Source organism: Lentzea xerophila, from assembly GCF_051094245.1.
GTDB classification, from domain to species: domain Bacteria; phylum Actinomycetota; class Actinomycetes; order Mycobacteriales; family Pseudonocardiaceae; genus Lentzea; species Lentzea xerophila.
Genome location: NZ_CP194934.1, coordinates 3,990,258 through 4,005,813, shown reverse-complemented (window position 1 = coordinate 4,005,813; position 15,556 = coordinate 3,990,258). Strand labels below are relative to the sequence as shown.

The 15,556-nt window shown below is 69.9% G+C and carries 15 protein-coding genes and 2 pseudogenes; 14 read left to right on the top strand and 3 right to left on the bottom strand.

From position 1 onward, the window contains the following. Positions 1–7: 7 nt before the first annotated feature. Genes ACRSBM_RS19130 through hsaB form a run of 6 tightly spaced genes read left to right on the top strand, consistent with a single transcriptional unit; the run spans position 8 to position 5,315 of the window. A complete protein-coding gene (locus ACRSBM_RS19130) occupies positions 8–901 on the top strand; it encodes an acetaldehyde dehydrogenase (acetylating) (protein ID WP_434444975.1) in 894 nt (297 codons plus the stop codon). Then, positions 852–1,877, top strand: coding sequence for a 4-hydroxy-2-oxovalerate aldolase (dmpG, locus tag ACRSBM_RS19125; RefSeq protein WP_434444974.1), 1,026 nt, complete (start codon positions 852–854; stop codon positions 1,875–1,877). The genes ACRSBM_RS19130 and dmpG overlap by 50 nt, the downstream gene beginning before the upstream one ends. Then, the gene (hsaA, locus tag ACRSBM_RS19120) at positions 1,874–3,040 is read left to right on the top strand and encodes a 3-hydroxy-9,10-secoandrosta-1,3,5(10)-triene-9,17-dione monooxygenase oxygenase subunit (RefSeq protein WP_434444973.1); all 1,167 of its coding nucleotides are present in this window, start codon (positions 1,874–1,876) and stop codon (positions 3,038–3,040) included. Before dmpG ends, hsaA begins: the two co-directional genes overlap by 4 nt. 10 nt (positions 3,041–3,050) lie before the next feature. After that, complete coding sequence (hsaD, locus tag ACRSBM_RS19115; RefSeq protein ID WP_434444972.1) at positions 3,051–3,860, top strand: 4,5:9,10-diseco-3-hydroxy-5,9,17-trioxoandrosta-1(10),2-diene-4-oate hydrolase; 810 nt, start codon at positions 3,051–3,053, stop codon at positions 3,858–3,860. Positions 3,861–3,876: 16 nt separating this feature from the next. Next, positions 3,877–4,779: an iron-dependent extradiol dioxygenase HsaC gene (hsaC, locus tag ACRSBM_RS19110; protein WP_434444971.1), complete on the top strand. Its 903-nt coding sequence runs from the start codon at positions 3,877–3,879 to the stop codon at positions 4,777–4,779. Next, complete coding sequence (hsaB, locus tag ACRSBM_RS19105; RefSeq protein WP_434444970.1) at positions 4,743–5,315, top strand: 3-hydroxy-9,10-secoandrosta-1,3,5(10)-triene-9,17-dione monooxygenase reductase subunit; 573 nt, start codon at positions 4,743–4,745, stop codon at positions 5,313–5,315. Before hsaC ends, hsaB begins: the two co-directional genes overlap by 37 nt. Here the strand turns inward: hsaB and ACRSBM_RS19100 are convergent. After that, complete coding sequence (locus ACRSBM_RS19100; RefSeq protein WP_434444969.1) at positions 5,301–6,116, bottom strand: class I SAM-dependent methyltransferase; 816 nt, start codon at positions 6,114–6,116, stop codon at positions 5,301–5,303. The genes hsaB and ACRSBM_RS19100 overlap by 15 nt on opposite strands. A gap of 42 nt (positions 6,117–6,158) precedes the next feature. On the opposite strand from ACRSBM_RS19100, the gene ACRSBM_RS19095 reads away from it, so the two are divergent. From ACRSBM_RS19095 to ACRSBM_RS19080, 4 genes are all read left to right on the top strand, one after another. Next, on the top strand, positions 6,159–6,548 hold the full coding sequence (locus tag ACRSBM_RS19095) for a helix-turn-helix domain-containing protein (protein ID WP_434444968.1): 390 nt from the start codon (positions 6,159–6,161) through the stop codon (positions 6,546–6,548). A 71-nt stretch (positions 6,549–6,619) separates the two neighbouring features. After that, positions 6,620–7,771, top strand: a complete 1,152-nt coding sequence (locus tag ACRSBM_RS19090) for a sensor histidine kinase (protein WP_434444967.1) — start codon at positions 6,620–6,622, stop codon at positions 7,769–7,771. Beyond that, positions 7,768–8,427 carry a response regulator gene (locus ACRSBM_RS19085; protein WP_434444966.1) on the top strand — a complete coding sequence of 220 codons (660 nt, stop codon included), beginning with the start codon at positions 7,768–7,770 and terminating at the stop codon, positions 8,425–8,427. Before ACRSBM_RS19090 ends, ACRSBM_RS19085 begins: the two co-directional genes overlap by 4 nt. A gap of 100 nt (positions 8,428–8,527) precedes the next feature. Further along, a complete protein-coding gene (locus ACRSBM_RS19080; protein ID WP_434444965.1) occupies positions 8,528–9,697 on the top strand; it encodes a glycosyltransferase 87 family protein in 1,170 nt (389 codons plus the stop codon). A gap of 59 nt (positions 9,698–9,756) precedes the next feature. Here ACRSBM_RS19080 and ACRSBM_RS19075 read toward each other — a convergent pair whose 3' ends face one another. Next, positions 9,757–11,232, bottom strand: coding sequence for a FadD3 family acyl-CoA ligase (locus ACRSBM_RS19075; protein WP_434444964.1), 1,476 nt, complete (start codon positions 11,230–11,232; stop codon positions 9,757–9,759). A gap of 141 nt (positions 11,233–11,373) precedes the next feature. On the opposite strand from ACRSBM_RS19075, the pseudogene ACRSBM_RS19070 reads away from it, so the two are divergent. The 4 genes and pseudogenes from ACRSBM_RS19070 to ACRSBM_RS19055 form a co-directional block, all read left to right on the top strand. Next, positions 11,374–11,790: pseudogene (locus ACRSBM_RS19070) on the top strand (SDR family oxidoreductase); the annotation flags it as partial. Further along, a pseudogene (locus ACRSBM_RS19065) lies at positions 11,789–12,097 on the top strand (TetR family transcriptional regulator); the annotation flags it as partial. The pseudogenes ACRSBM_RS19070 and ACRSBM_RS19065, both read left to right, overlap by 2 nt. A 13-nt stretch (positions 12,098–12,110) precedes the next feature. Then, positions 12,111–13,241 carry an acetyl-CoA C-acetyltransferase gene (locus ACRSBM_RS19060; protein WP_434444963.1) on the top strand — a complete coding sequence of 377 codons (1,131 nt, stop codon included), beginning with the start codon at positions 12,111–12,113 and terminating at the stop codon, positions 13,239–13,241. 175 nt (positions 13,242–13,416) lie between these two features. Next, positions 13,417–14,367: a hypothetical protein gene (locus tag ACRSBM_RS19055; RefSeq protein ID WP_434444962.1), complete on the top strand. Its 951-nt coding sequence runs from the start codon at positions 13,417–13,419 to the stop codon at positions 14,365–14,367. Here ACRSBM_RS19055 and ACRSBM_RS19050 read toward each other — a convergent pair. Then, positions 14,351–15,478 (bottom strand): steroid 3-ketoacyl-CoA thiolase, encoded by a 1,128-nt coding sequence (locus ACRSBM_RS19050; protein ID WP_434444961.1) that lies wholly within the window; start codon positions 15,476–15,478, stop codon positions 14,351–14,353. The two genes, ACRSBM_RS19055 and ACRSBM_RS19050, sit on opposite strands and share 17 nt — an antisense overlap. Between the last annotated feature and the right edge of the window lie 78 nt (positions 15,479–15,556).

Below are 15,556 nucleotides of genomic sequence, written 5' to 3'. Positions count from 1 at the left end.
TGACTGGGTGAAGGCGGCCATCGTCGGCTCCGGCAACATCGGCACCGACCTGCTCTACAAACTCCGGCGCTCGTCCGTGCTGGAACCGCGCTGGATGGTGGGCATCGACCCGGCCAGCGAGGGTCTGCGCCGGGCAGCCGATCTGGGGCTCGAGGTCTCGGTCGACGGCGCGGAGTGGTTGCTGCGTCAGGACGAGCTGCCGGATATCGTGTTCGAGGCGACGTCCGCGGCGGTGCACCGGGCCAACGCCCCGCGCTACGCCGAGGCGGGCATCCGGGCGATCGACCTGACACCGGCGGCGGTCGGGCCGTATGTGGTGCCGCCGGTGAACCTCGGCGAGCACCAGGACGCGCCGAACATCAACCTGATCACCTGCGGCGGCCAGGCGACGATTCCCATGGTCCACGCCGTGTCCCGCGTTGTCCCGGTGTCGTACGCGGAGATCGTCGCGAGCGTGGCGTCGGTGTCGGCCGGACCGGGCACGCGCGCCAACATCGACGAGTTCACCCGCACGACCAGCCGTGGCATCGAGGCGATCGGGGGAGCGGAGCGCGGCAAGGCGATCATCGTGCTCAACCCTGCCGACCCGCCGATGATCATGCGCGACACGATCTTCTGCGCCATTCCCGAGGACGCGGACCCCGACCCGATCACGGACTCGATCGCCCGGATGGAGACCGACATCCGTTCGTACGTGCCGGGATTCCGGCTGCTGCGCGAACCGCAGTTCGACGCCGGCCGGGTGGCGATTTTCGTGGAGGTCGCGGGCGCCGGCGACTTCCTGCCCGAGTACGCAGGGAACCTCGACATCATGACGGCCGCCGCGACCAAGGTGGGGGAGGAGATCGCCCGTGCACCAAAAGGATCCAACACTGCGGCTTACCGACACGTCACTGCGTGACGGCTCGCATCACAAGCGGCACCAGTTCACGGCCGAGGACGTGCGCTCGATCGTCGCGGCACTCGACGGCGCCGGGGTGCCGGTGATCGAGGTGACGCACGGCGACGGGCTGGGCGGCTCGTCGTTCAACTACGGCTTCAGCCACACGCCGGAGCAGGAACTGATCAGAGTCGCGGTCGAGACGGCTTCCCAAGCCAAGATCGCTGTGCTGATGCTGCCGGGTGTCGGGGTGAAGGACGACATCCTGGTGTCGCAGGACAACGGCGCCTCGATCGTCCGGATAGCCACGCACTGCACCGAGGCCGACGTCTCCGTGCAGCATTTCGCGTTGGCTCGCGAACGTGGCCTGGAGACCGTCGGGTTCCTGATGATGGCGCACTCGCAGCCACCGGAGGCGTTGGCGAAGCAGGCCCGCATCATGGCGGACGCGGGGTGCCAGTGCGTCTACGTGGTCGACTCGGCCGGCGCCCTGGTGCTGGAACAGGTGTCCGAACGGGTTGAAGCTTTGGTCGCCGAACTTGGCTCAGACGCCCAGGTGGGGTTCCACGGGCACGAGAACCTGGGGCTGAGCGTCGCGAACTCCGTCGCTGCCGCACGGGCAGGGGCGAAGCAGATCGACGGCAGCGTGCGCGGATTCGGCGCGGGCGCGGGGAACACGCCACTGGAGGCGTTCGTCGGCGTCTGCGACAAGCTCGGTTTCGACACCGGCGTCGACTTCTTCAAGATCGTGGACGCCGCCGAGGACGTCGTCCGGCCGGTGATGCCCGAGGAGTGCCTGCTCGACCGGATGGCGCTGATGATGGGGTACGCGGGCGTCTACTCCAGCTTCCTCAAACACGCGTACACGCAGGCGAAACGCTATGGCGTGTCCGGAGCGCAGATCCTCGTCCGCGCGGGCGAGCGCAAGCTCGTCGGCGGGCAGGAGGACCAGCTGATCGACATCGCACTGGAGCTGAGCAGGGAGAAAGTCCGATGAGCGAGGAAATCCTCGGCAAGGTGCGGGAACTGCTGCCCTCACTGGCCGAACGGGCGGCGGAGGCGGAGGAGCTGCGCAAGGTGCCGCCGGAGTCGGTGAAGGCGTTGCAGGAGACCGGGTTCTTCCGGATGCTGCAACCCGTGCGGTACGGCGGCTTCGAGTCGCACCCGCTCGACTTCTACACCGCGGTCAAGCTGATCGGCAGCGCGTGCGGCTCGACGGGCTGGGTCGCGTCGGTGCTCGGCGTGCACCCCTGGCACGTCGGGCTCTTCGACGTGCGGGCGCAGGACGAGGTGTTCGGAGAGGACCAGGACACCCGGATCTCGTCCTCCTACGCGCCGACGGGCCGCGCGACGCCGGTCGAGGGCGGGTTCCGGTTCAGCGGCAAGTGGAGCTTCTCGTCCGGCTGCGACCACGCCACCTGGGTGCTGCTGGGCGGCCTGGTGATGAACGACGAGGGCAAGCCCGTCGACTTTCGCACGTTCCTGCTGCCGATCGCCGACTACACGATCAACGACGTCTGGGACACGGTCGGCCTGCGCGGCACGGGCAGCAACGACATCGTGGTCGAGGACGTGTTCGTGCCGGAGTACCGGGCGTTGAGCATGATGCACACCGCGCGGTGCAAATGTCCGGGTCAGGAGGTCAACCCCGGCCCCTTGTTCCGGATGCCGTACGGGACGATCCACCCGTACGCGATCACCGCGCCGATGATCGGCATGGCGACCGGCGCGTACGACCTGCACGTCACCGCGACCCGTGAGCGCGTCCGGGCCGCGTACCTGGGCGAGAAGTCGGTCGACGACCCGTTCGCGCAGGTGCGGATCGCGACGGCGGCCAACGACATCGAGACGGCGTGGTGGCAGCTCGAGAAGGACATCAACGACGAGTGGGAGCACGCCGTCGCCGGCACGAAGATCCCGATCGAACTGCGCCTGCGGGCCCGGCGCGACCAGGTGCTCGGCAGCGCGCGGGCGATCTCCGCGATCGACCGGCTCTTCGAGAGCGCGGGCGGAAAGGCGATCAACGCCGGTCTGCCGTTGCCGCGGTTCTGGCGCGACGCGCATGCCGCACGAGTGCACGCGGCCAACGACCCGGAGCGCGTGCTTGTGCTGTACGGCAAGAACGAGCTCGGCATCCAGGTCCGCGACGGCTTGTTCTGAGGGAGCGTTGATGAGCGTGCGGTTGCACTACCACGAGGCCGGTACCGACAACTCCGAGACGCTGGTCCTGCTGCACGGCGGCGGGCCGGGCGCGTCGGCTCTCAGCAACTTCCGCGCGAACATCCGGGTGTTCGCGAAGTCGTTCCGGGTGCTGGCGGTCGACATGCCGGGCTACGGCCAGTCGGACAAGCCCGCCGAGCACGACCAGTACTTCTCCTTCGCCGCACGGGCGTTGAAGGACCTGCTCGACTCGCTGGAGGTCGAGCGGGCGCACATCCTCGGCAACTCGCTCGGCGGCGGCACCGCGGTCCGGTTCGCGCTGGACCACGGGAAACGGGCGGGGCGGCTCGTGCTGATGGGACCGGGTGGGTTGTCGCTCAACGTCTTCTCGCCTGATCCGACCGAGGGCGTGCGCAAGCTCAGCGCGTTCGCCAGGACACCGACGCGGGAGAAGATCGAGGAGTTCCTGCGGATCATGGTGTTCGACCAGTCGCTGATCACCGACGAGCTGGTCGACGAACGGTTCGAGGCGGCCCGGCAGCCGGAGGCGCTGCGCGCGATGGCCGCGCTGGGCAAGTCGTTCTCCGGTCCTGACTTCGAGCAGGGGATGCTCTGGCGCGAGGCGTACAGGCTGCGCCAGCGGGTGTTGCTCGTGTGGGGCCGTGAGGACCGGGTCAACCCGCTGGACGGCGCGCTGCTGGCGACGAAGCTGATCCCGCGGGCGCAACTGCACGTGTTCGGCGGGTGCGGGCACTGGGCTCAGCTGGAGAAGTTCGACGAGTTCAACCGGCTCGCCCTCGACTTCCTGAGTGAATCATGATCTGGCGGGAGGCGTCATGAGCATCCGGTCGCTGGGCTACCTCCGCATCGAGGCCACCGACATGGTGCGGTGGCGCGAGTTCGGGCTCAAGGTCCTCGGCATGGTCGAGGGCAAGGGGTCGGCCGAGGGCGCTCTTTATCTGCGGATGGACGACTTCCCGGCGCGTCTGGTGATCGTGCCGGGAGACGCGGACCGGTTGCAAGCCTCCGGCTGGGAGGCCGCCACCGAGGCCGAGCTGGAGGAGGTGGCCAAACGGCTGGCCTCGGCGGGTGTCGCCTACGTCGAAGGGTCGGCCGAGGACCTGGCCGAGCGGCGGGTCAACGGGCTGATCAGGTTCGAGGACCCGTCCGGCAACACCCTGGAGGTCTTCCACGGCGCCGCTTTGGAGCACCGGAGGGTCGTGTCGCCCTACGGGCACCGGTTCGTGACGGAGGAGCAGGGGCTCGGGCACGTCGTCCTGTCCACTTCGGACGACGAGGCCGCGCTGCACTTCTACCGCGACGTGCTGGGTTTCCGGTTGCGCGACTCGATGCGTCTGCCACCACAGTTCGTCGGCAGGCCCGCCGACGGACCGCCCGCCTGGCTGCGGTTCTTCGGCTGCAACCCGCGCCACCACAGCCTCGCGTTCCTGCCGATGCCGACGCCGAGCGGGATCGTGCACCTGATGGTCGAGGTCGAGAACACCGACGACGTGGGCCTGACGCTGGACCGGGCGATGCGGCGCAAGGTCCCGATGTCGGCGACCTTGGGCAGGCACGTCAACGACCTGATGTTGTCGTTCTACATGAAGACGCCCGGCGGGTTCGACGTCGAGTTCGGCTGCGAGGGACGGCAGGTGTCCGATGAGGACTGGATCGCGCGCGAGAGCACGGCGGTGAGCCTGTGGGGACACGACTTCAGCGTGGGCTTCCAGAAATAACGGCCCGTTACCGTTCGGTTCTCGGTCACTTCTGCACCGGGGTGACCGTGGTGACCGGCATGTCCCCGGACGGGCCGGTCGGGTTCGCCTGCCAGGCGTTCGCCGCGTTGTCGCTGGATCCGCCGCTGGTGCTGTTCTGTCCACAACGGACTTCGCGCAGCTGGGCGGCGATGGCGTCGTCCGGTGCGTTCTGCGTGAATGTGCTCGCGGAGGACCAGCGCGAGGTGTCGACGGTGTTCGGGAAGGCCGGCGCGGACAAGTTCTCGGCCGTGAAGTGGACGCCGTCGAGCACCGGGGCCCCGGTGCTCGACGGCGCTCTCACGTGGGTCGACTGCCAGGTGTCGGTCGTGCACGACGCCGGCGACCACCACGTGGTCGTCGGCTCGGTCGTCGAGCTCGGGCCGGTTCGCGAGGCGCAGCCGCTGCTGTTCTACCGCGGCCGCTACGCCTCACACGCCGAACTGGACCCCCGCGGCTGGTCCGGCGAGGTCCTCGACAACCTGATGACGTGGCAGCGCCAGTCAGAGTGGAGCTGACGCGGTGACCTGCCAGCAGGCGCCGGGAATCCGCACCTCGTCACCGTGCACGAAGTCGTCGAACGCACCACGGACCGACTCCATGATCCGGGGCCGTTCGGACTCCTCCGCCTTCCGCAGCGCGTGGGCGATCGGGCCGAGGTTGCTGAGGTACGGGACCAGGAACTTCTCGGGCAACGCGCGGATCTCGTCCACCGGGCGGATGTCCACCCCGCCCCAGCCGCCCTTTTCGAGGATCTCGCGTGTCCTGCCCGGATCCGCGAGGGAGAACGGTCCCGGCCCGTCCGGATCCGGTACCGGCGCGTCGGGGACCAACGCGGCGGCGGCCTTGGTCGCGGTGGCCGTGAACGGGTTCTCGTCCGCGGTGCGCCACGTGATGAAGCAGAGCTCGCCTCCCGGCGCCGAGGCTCGCAGCAGGTTGCGGAACGCGGCGGCAGGGTCGTCGAAGAACATGACCCCGAACCTGCTCACGATCAGGTCGAAGCTCTCGTCGAACTCGTGTACCTGGGCGTCGGCCCGGATGAACCGCACCTTCCCGTGCGCACGTGCCGCGGCGAGCATCGTCTCCGATATGTCGATGCCGACGCAGGGCGCTCCGGTGGCCTCGGAGATCGCTCTCGTGACGCTGCCCGTGCCGCACCCGACGTCGAGAACCCGTTCGCGCGGCCGTTCGAGCGCTGCCTGGACGAGCAGGTCCTGGAACGGGCGGAGCATCAGGTCCACGATGTCCTGCACGTTCGCCCAGCCCTGCCCGGCGGCGTTCCACCACTCGGCCTGGGCGCTGTTCACCTCTGATGTCATGCTCATACCGTCCTACTTCAAGTCGGCTTGAGGTCAAGTGTCGTGGATTCGATCGAGATCGGCATTGGCGAAGTCGTCCGGCGTTCCGGCGTGCCCGCCTCGACGCTGCGCTACTACGAGGAGCGCGGCCTGATCGCCTCGGTGCGCCGCCAGGGCCTGGCGCGCGTCTTCTCGTCCGCCGTGCTGGAGCAGCTCGCGTTGATCGGGGTCTGCCGTTCGGCCGGGTTCTCGCTGGACGAGATTACGCTGATGTTCTCGCCGGACGGACGTCCCAGCCCGAACCGCGCGATGCTCGCGGCCAAGGCGGACGAGCTGGACGCGACGATCCGCAAGCTCACCTTCATGCGCGACGAGCTGCGACACGCGGCGGCCTGCCCGGCGCCGTCGCATATGGAGTGTCCGACGTTCCGGCGCGTACTGGGCCGAAAGTAGGCCGGGAACAGCCCCGCCCGCTTCAGCGGCCGGCGGGGCCGCGGCGGGCGGTGACCCGTTATCGTGGCCGGGTGGAGCGGCTGCGTGGCATCAGGTCAGCGGTGGTCCGCCGGATCACGACGACGAACCTGATGGCGGTCCTGTGCTTCCTCCTCGCCGTCGTCCCGACCAGCCTGTACCGCCCGGACGGCCTGCACGAGGTGAACCTGGCCTGCGGAGTGGCGACGGCGGTGCCGGTGTTCTTCGCGGCGCGGAACCTGCTGGTCTCCTGGTTCCTCGCCGTGCTGCTGGTGCTCGTCCTCCCTCGTGCCTACGGCGCGCGCACCGGCCCCGAACTGGAGTGGGGCTGGCCGTGGACCATCGGTCTCACGGTGGCGGTCGGGTTTCTGCTGTACCGGATCGCGCTGCGCCATCACGCCGTCGTGGTGGTGGCGGTCCTGGCGGTCACGTTCGTCGCGACCTGGCCGCGGCTGAACGACTGGGGCGACGCGGCGCTTCCCGGCTTCCTCGCGACCGGCGCGGTCGTGCTGGGCAACGCGGTGCGGCAGCGCCGGGAAGCGGACGGCCTGCGGCGGGCCGAGCAGACGCGCCTGGTCGCGTTGGAGGAGCGCACCCGGATCGCGCGGGAGCTGCACGACGTCGTCAGTCACCATATGTCCGCGCTGGTCCTGCGCACCGACGCCGTGTCGTACCGGCTGCCGGGCCTGGCGCCGGAGGTGCTCGACGAGTTGGACGTGATCGGGCGGATGGCCCGCGACGGGCTCACCGAGATGCGGCGGATGCTGGTGGTGCTGCGGGCCGGCGATGGGGACGGGGCCGCGCCGCAGCCCGGCCTGTCCGACGTCGAGGGCGTGGTGGCCCGGTTCCGCGAGACCGGCGCGGAGATCACCCTCCTGGTCGATGTCGGGCCGGTGCCCACGGGGGTGGGGCTCTCGGCGTACCGGATCGTCCAGGAAGCGTTGAGCAACAGCGGAAGGCACGCACCCGGCGGCGCCGTCTCGGTCGAGATCGCCGCGCGCGGCGACGTGCTGGGGATCGAGGTGCGCAACGCCGCGGCGACCCGGCCCGCGCTCGACAACGACCCGGCCCGTCCCCGGCACGGCCTGGTCGGCATGGCCGAGCGGGTGCGCGTGCTGGGCGGCGAGTTCGCCGCGGGACCCACGCCCGACGGCGGTTTCTCGGTGGTCGCGGATCTGCCACTGCACGGAGAGGACACCGCGTGACGATCAGGGTGCTGGTGGTCGACGACCAGGCGATGATCCGGGAGAGCTTCCGCGTCGCCCTGGACAGCCAGTCCGATATGGACGTCGTCGGCGAGGCGGGCACCGGCGCCGACGCGGTGGTGCTGGCCCGCGACCTCGCGCCCGACGTGGTGCTGATGGACGTGCGGATGCCCGTGATGGACGGCCTGGAGGCGACTCGCCTCGTCGTCGGCTCGGGCGACCCGCCGCCGAAGGTGCTGGTGCTGACGACGTTCGACCTGGACGAGCACGTCTACGGGGCGCTGCGCGCGGGCGCCAGCGGGTTCATGCTCAAGGACTCCCCGCTGGCCGATCTGGTCAACGCCGTGCGCGTGGTCGCCGCGGGGCACGCGCTGTTCGCGCCGTCCATCACCCGGCGGCTGGTGGCGGCCTACGCCGACCGCGCCCCGGGAAAGCCCGACGACGCCGCGCTGCGACACCTCACCACGCGCGAGGTGGAGGTGCTGCGCCTGATCGCGCGGGGACTGTCCAACGCCGAGATCGCGGGTGCGCTGACCATCGCCGAGCAGACCGCCAAGAGCCACGTGAGCCGGGTGCTGACCAAGCTCGGCCTCCGCGACCGCGCGCAGGCCGTGGTGCTCGCCTACGAGTGCGGTCTGGTGGTGCCCGCCGAGTAGTACCGGGGTACGGGCCGGGCGCGACCGGTACCGGCGGGGCACCTCAGGACACCACCTCGGCGGGACGTCTTCCGGGACCGTCGCTCCTAGCGTCGGGCGGGTGATCAAACCAGCCCTGCCATCCCGGCTACCAGTCCTCCTGGCTGCGGCGTTCGCCCTCGTGGCGGTCGTGTGGTGGATCTTGGATCTGCCGCTGGGAGTGGACAGCGGCGTCTACCGGGCGGCCGCGCTGGCGCTGGTGCGCGGGGAGTCGCTCTACGCCCCGCTGACGGCGATCCCGGACTGGTCGCCAGCCCTGCCGTTCACCTACCCGCCGATCGCCGCCGTGGTGTTCCTGCCCCTCGCCGCACTGCCCGTGCAGCTGGCGTGGGGCGTGCTCGCGGCCGGGACGGTGCTGGCGCTGCGGACCTCCGTGCGGCTCGTCGGCGGATGCTGGTGGGCGCTGCCACTTCTGCTGTGCCTGGAGCCGGTCTGGCGGACGGTCGGGCTGGGCCAGGTCAACGTGCTGCTGATGGCGCTGGTGCTGGTGGACGTGCTGGCGTTGCGCGGGTCCCGGTTCTCCGGCGTGCTGGTCGGTGTCGCGGCGGCGGTGAAGCTGACCCCGCTGGTGTTCGTGGCGCACCTCTTCGTGACCGGACGCTCCCGGGACGCGGTGCGGGCGCTGGCCGTGTTCGCCGGCCTGGGCGTCACGGGGTTGGTGCTGCTGCCCGGTGACACCGTGCGGTACTGGACTTCCACGATGCTGGGGGCGAACAAGGCGAGCGGCAACGCGTGGTGGGGCAACCAGTCGTTGAGCGGCCTGGTCCACCGCGTCACGGAAGGCTCCTCCGTGCTTCTGGTGCTGCTCGTCCTGGTGTGCCTTGGCGTGGCGGCGTATCTGGCCCGCACCCTGCATCGGCGCGGTGACGCGGTGGGCGCGGTGCTGGTGACGGCGTTCGCCGGGGTGCTCGTCAGCCCGATCTCGTGGACGCACCACTGGGTGTGGGTCGCGCCGCTGTGCGCGGTGCTGCTCGCCCGGCGGCAGCTGGGCTCCGCCGCGGCGGTGGCGGTGCTGTACGCCGGGTGGGTGTTCGCGCTGGTGCCGCGCGGTGAAGGGCAGGAACAGCTGTGGACGCCGCTGGAGTCGTTGGCGGGCAACGCCTACGTGCTCGCCGCTTTTTCAGCCCTGGTGCTGTTGGGCGTACGGCTGGCCGTGTCCGCCAGGCGGCGCTCCGGTGAGGGGTTGGCCCGGCGTGGCGATGGGATCGCGTTGCGCAGGCGCCTGTTGTAGCCGGATTCCTTCACGGGTAGGTCATCGCCGAGTTCTGCGCGTTGTGTTACTCAGAGAAGTCACGCGTTCTCCTTGCTCAGCAGGTGTTTGAGGACCTTGCCCATTGCGTTGCGGGGCAGCGCGGGACGGAACTCGACGGCGCGCGGCACCTTGTAGTTCGCGAGCCGCCCACGGCAGAACGCGATCACCTCGTCCGCGGTGAGCGCGGATCCCGGTGACGTGACGACGTGTGCCACCCCGACCTCGCCCAGCCGCGGGTCGGCCATCCCGACCACGGCCGACTCCGCGACTCCCGGCAGCCGCGCCAGCGTCTGCTCGACCTCGGCCGGGTAGACGTTGAACCCGCCGCAGATGTACATGTCCTTGAGGCGGTCGGTGATCGACAGGTATCCGCGCTCGTCGATCCGCCCGACGTCGCCCGTGTGCAGCCACCCGTCGGCGTCGATCGCCGCGGCGGTCGCTTCCGGATCGCCGAGGTAGCCCAGCATGACGTTCGGGCCGCGCAGCAGCACCTCGTCCCGCTCGCCCAGCCGCAGCTCGAACCCCGCCATCGGCGCCCCGCACGTGTGCGCGACCGTCTCGGGCGAGTCGCCGGGGCGGCACATGGTCGCGACGACGGCTTCGGTCAGCCCGTACGCGGTCAGCACGGTCAGCGACAGCTCCGACCGCATCCGTTCGATCAGCACCACGGGCACCACGGCGGCGCCGGTGACGGCGAGCCGCAGGCTCGACAGGTCGAACGAGCCGCGGTCGGGATGGTCGAGCAACGCCTGGAAGATCGTCGGCGGCCCCGGCAGCACGGTGATCCGTTGCCGTTCGACCAGCCGCATCGTCTCGACGACGTCGAACACCGGCTGAGGCACGATCGTCGCGCCGCTGAGCAGGCAGGCGAGGATCCCCGCCTTGTATCCAAAGGTGTGGAAGAAGGGGTTGACGATCAGATAGCGGTCCGCGGACGTCAGCTCACCGCACGCGGCCCACGCCTCGGCCACCCCGAGCGACTGGCGATGCGCGCTCATCGCCCCCTTGCTGCGCCCGGTCGTGCCCGACGTGTACATCACGTCGCACAGCTGATCCGGTGAGATCTCCGGCAGCTCGACGTCGGGAGCGACCCACTCGGCGGGTAGTCGCACGGCTCGAGGCAGCTCCGGTGACAGAGCTTGCAGTTCGGCGAGCCGGTCACGCCCGAGGAACTCGCCCTCCACGAGCAGGACGCGCGCGGCACTGCGCGTCAGCACGTCGAGCGTCTCGGTCGCGGTGAACCGGGTGTTGATCGGCACGAGCGCCGCCCCCGCGTGCAACGCCCCGAGCGCCGCCACCACCCAGTGCGCGGAGTTCGGTGCGCACAAGGCCACCCTGTCGCCCGGTCGCACGCCCATCCCCACGAGAGCACGAGCCGCGTCGTGCACCGCGGAACGCAGCTCGGTGAAGGTGAGGCGAACCTCCCCGTCCACCAACGCCTCCGCGTCGATGTACGAAGCAGCAGCGCCGTCGAGCAAGGCTGAAACCGTTTGCCTGCTTGGATCTACGGCCACAGTGACCTCCGAAGGCCATCCAAAGCAAGTGCTTGGTCGGTTAGAGTATGGCGCATGGAGTCCTTCCGGCGCGAGGTGCGGGAATGGTTGTCCGCCAACCTCGTCGGTGAGTTCGCGCAGTTGCGCGACCTGGGCGGCCCGGGCCGTGAGCACGACGCGCTCGGCACCGATCACGCGGTTCCGTGCGACGTCACGAACGAGCAGCTGGTGCAGGCGCTGGTCGACGACACGGTCGAGCGCTTCGGCCGGATCGACGTGATGGTCAACAACTCCAGTGTGACCGGCTGGAGGGCACGGAAGGGTCAGACCCATTGCGCCGCAGCGAAAGCAGGAGTCATGGCGCTCACCCGGTGCGCCGCGATGGACGTGGCCGCGTACGGCATCCGGGTGAACGCGGTCGCACCGAGCTTGGCGGCGCACCCGTTCCTGGCCAAGGTCACCAGTGAGGAGTTGCTGACGGAACCGGCGTCCCGGGAAGCGTTCGGGCGCGCCGCCGAGCCCTGGGAGGTCGCGAATGTGATCGCGTTCCTCGCCGGCGACCACTCGTCCTATTTGTCCGAAGCAGACGTTGAAGGCGCTGGTCGTGGCGTCGTTCGAGGCCATCGTCACCCGGCACGCCGCGGTCGAGATCTACCAGAACGAGTCCAAGCACCTCATGCCGCTGGAGGACGGCATGAGCGTGGGCGTGTTCCGCGCCGACCTGGACGTGGACGTGGCGTACCGGTTCATCCGCGACACGGTGTGGGTGGCCGTGCGCTGGTACCGGCCCGAGGGCGGGCTGTCCGCGGAGGCCGTGGCGGACCAGTACCTCGCGATCCTGCTCGACGGCATCGCCACCGGCCGCCGGAAGAGCTCCAAGACGTAGAAGGAGGGCCCTCGTGGCCGAGGCGTACATCATCGAGGCTGTGCGGACCCCGGCGGGCAGGCGTGGCGGCGAACTGAGCCGCGTGCATCCCGCGGATCTCGGCGCGCACGTGATCACGGCGCTGCTCAACCGCGTGGCCGTCGACCCCACGGACGTGGACGACGTGATCTTCGGGTGCGTGGACACGGTCGGGCCGCAGGCGGGTGACATCGCCAGGACGTCGTGGCTCGCGGCGGGCTTCCCCGAGCAGGTGCCGGGCGTGACGGTCGACCGGCAGTGCGGGTCGAGCCAGCAGGCGCTGCACTTCGCTGCGCAGGCGGTGATGAGCGGCACGGCCGACGTCGTGGTCGCGGGCGGCGTGCAGAACATGTCGCAGGTGCCGATCGGGTCGGCCATGACGGTGAGCCCCTTCGAGGGCTGCGAGGGCTGGCAGCACCGCTACGGCGACGAGGAGGTCTCCCAGTTCCGTGCCGCGGACCTGATCGCCGTGCGGTGGGACCTGTCCCGGCGCGAGATGGAGGAGTTCGCGCTGCAGAGCCACCTGCGGGCGATCACCGCGATCAAGGAGGGCCGGTTCGACCGCGAGATCGCGCCGGTCAACGGGATCGCGGCCGACGAGTGCCCGCGCACGGACACGAGCGTCGAGAAGATGGCGGCACTGCGGCCGTTGAGGCCGGGTGGCAGGACGACCGCCGCGTTGTCGTCGCAGATCTCCGACGGCGCCTCGGCGGTGCTGGTGGTGTCGGAACAGGCGGTGCGCGAGCACAGGTTGACGCCTCGGGCTCGGGTGCACCACATGTCCGCGCGCGGCTCCGACCCGATCTACATGCTGACCGCGCCGATCAGGGCCACCAGGTACGCGCTGGAACGGGCCGGGATGTCGATCTCCGACATCGACCTGTTCGAGATCAACGAGGCGTTCGCGTCGGTGGCCATGGCCTGGGCCAAGGAGCTGAAGATCGACCTCGGGCGGGTGAACGTCAACGGGGGAGCCCTCGCGCTGGGGCACCCGATCGGCGCGACCGGCACGAAGCTGTTCACCACGTTGCTGCACGAACTGGAGCGGTCGGGTGGCCGGTTCGGGTTGCAGACGATGTGCGAGGGCGGCGGTCAGGCGAACGTGACGATCATCGAACGTCTCTGAGCCGGTCGATCGCGGCCTCGGCGTCATAGGCGATCCCTTCGATCAGGTCGGCGCACGCCGGCAGGTCGTGGAGGATGCCGGCGACCTGACCGGACGAGCTGGGCGACGTCCGTCCGCGAGCTGGTCGCCGACGACCAGCCGACGCCGGTCCACGGAGCCGGGTAGCTTCGGTCAGGTGCACCGCCTGGCCTCCCACGCCGCCGTTTCGGCCGCTTTGTCGCTGCTCGGCGATCGTGAACTCGGCGACCTGGTGGACCGTGCCACGCCGATCGGGGCGGGGATCGGCGGCCCCACGGCGTTGCTGGACGTCGAAGGCACACCGGTGTTCGTCAAGCGGGTGCCGCTGACCGACCTGGAGCTGCGGCCGGAGCACGTCGGGTCGACCGCGAATCTCTACGACCTGCCCATGCACACGCACTACGGGGTCGGGCTGATCGGGTCGCCGGGCTTCGGAGCCTGGCGTGAGCTGGCCGTGCACACCATGACCACGGACTGGGTGCTGGCGCGCGAGTACGAGGGCTTCCCGCTGATGTACCACTGGCGGGTCCTGCCGCACCCCGGGCAGGCGCTTCCGGCAGAGCTGGACGGGGCGGCCGGCTACTGGGGACCTGAGATGCGGCCCCGGATCGAGGCGTTGCGTGATTCGAGGGCGAGCATCGCGCTATTTCTGGAGTATGTCCCGCAGAACCTGCATGACTGGCTGAACGCCCAGGACGACCTCGAGGGTGCCTGCGAGATGGTCGAGCGGGAGCTGGCGGCCGGGGTGGAGTTCATGAACTCCCGTGGCCTGCTGCACTTCGACGGCCACTTCGGGAACATCCTGACCGACGGCGAACGGCTGTACTTCGCCGACTACGGCCTCGCGATCTCCTCCCGGTTCGACCTGTCCGGGGAGGAGACCGCGTTCTTCGCCGAGAACCAGGACTTCGACCGCTGCTACACGGTCACGCACCTGGTCATGTGGTTCTCGTACGCGTTGCGCGCGAAGGGAGTTCCGCCACGGGTCGCCGAGATCCTGAGTCGCCACAACGACGTCGCCGCGGTGATGAAGGACTTCTACCGCCGGTTCCAGCACGAGAGCCGGCGGACGCCGTACCCGGCCGCGGACCTCAGATCCGTTCGATGATCGTGCCGGTGGCCAAGGCCCCGCCCGCGCACATCGTGATCAACGCCGTGGACGCGTCCCGCCGCTCCAGCTCGTGCAGCGCGGTCGTGATGAGCCGGGTGCCAGTGCTGCCCACCGGGTGACCGATCGCGATGGCGCCGCCGTTGACGTTGACGCGGTCGAGGTTCGGGCGGTGCACCGCGGCCCACGAGAGCACGACGGACGCGAACGCCTCGTTGACCTCGAACAGGTCGATGTCGGCCATCTTCATGCCGCTGCGTTCCAGGAGTCGTGCGGTGGCGTCGACCGGGCCGTCCAGGTGGTAGTACGGGTCCGATCCGGCCAGGCACTGGGTGACGATCCGGGCGCGTGGCTTCAGGCCGTGCGCACGTGCGAAGTCCTCGTCGACGACCATGACGGCCGAGGCGCCGTCGGAGATCTGCGATGAGGTTCCGGCGGTGTGCACGCCGTCCGGGACGACGGGTTTGAGTGCCGCCAGTGCCTCCAGGCTGGTCTCCCGCAGGCCCTGGTCGGTGTCCACGAGGTCCTCGCCGACCTTGACCGGCACGACCTCGGCGGTGAACCGTCCCTGCGCCCACGCGGTGCGCGCGCGGTTCTGGGACTGGACGCCGAACCTGTCGACCTCCTCGCGTCCGATGCCCCGCCGGGTGGCGACCCGTTCGGCGGCGACGAACTGGTTGGGCAGGTCGATGGCCCACGAGTCAGGACGCGGCATACCGGTCTCGCCGATGTTGCTGCGCAGCGGCACGCGGCTCATCGCCTCGACGCCGCACGCGATGCCGGCGTCGATCGCGCCCGCCGCGATCAGCCCGGCGACGAGGTGCGTGGACTGCTGGGCCGACCCGCACTGGGCGTCGACGGTGGTGCAGCCGGTGGTCCGCGGCAGGCCCGCGTGCAGCCAGGCCGTCCTGGTGATGTTGTTGGACTGCTCGCCCGCCTGGGTGACGGTGCCGCCGATGACTTGTTCGACAGTGGACGGATCGACACCGGTCCGATCAAGCAATCCCCGTTGTGCCGCACCGAGGAGCTCGGCGGCGTGCAGGCCCGACAACCAGCCGTTCCGCCTGCCGATGGGCGTGCGCACCGCTCCCACGATCACCGGACTGCCCACGCGAGCCTCCTTGGCCTGGAAACTAGAACACGTTCCTGTGTGAGACCAGATTGGCTGCATGGGGGCTTCAACACAAGG

Coding starts and splice junctions, on each gene's coding strand:
- hsaA (WP_434444973.1), top strand. CDS start 1,874: ATGAGCGAGGAAATCCTCGGCAAGGTGCGGGAACTGCTGCCCTCACTG.
- hsaD (WP_434444972.1), top strand. CDS start 3,051: ATGAGCGTGCGGTTGCACTACCACGAGGCCGGTACCGACAACTCCGAG.
- hsaC (WP_434444971.1), top strand. CDS start 3,877: ATGAGCATCCGGTCGCTGGGCTACCTCCGCATCGAGGCCACCGACATG.
- ACRSBM_RS19100 (WP_434444969.1), bottom strand. CDS start 6,116: ATGACATCAGAGGTGAACAGCGCCCAGGCCGAGTGGTGGAACGCCGCC.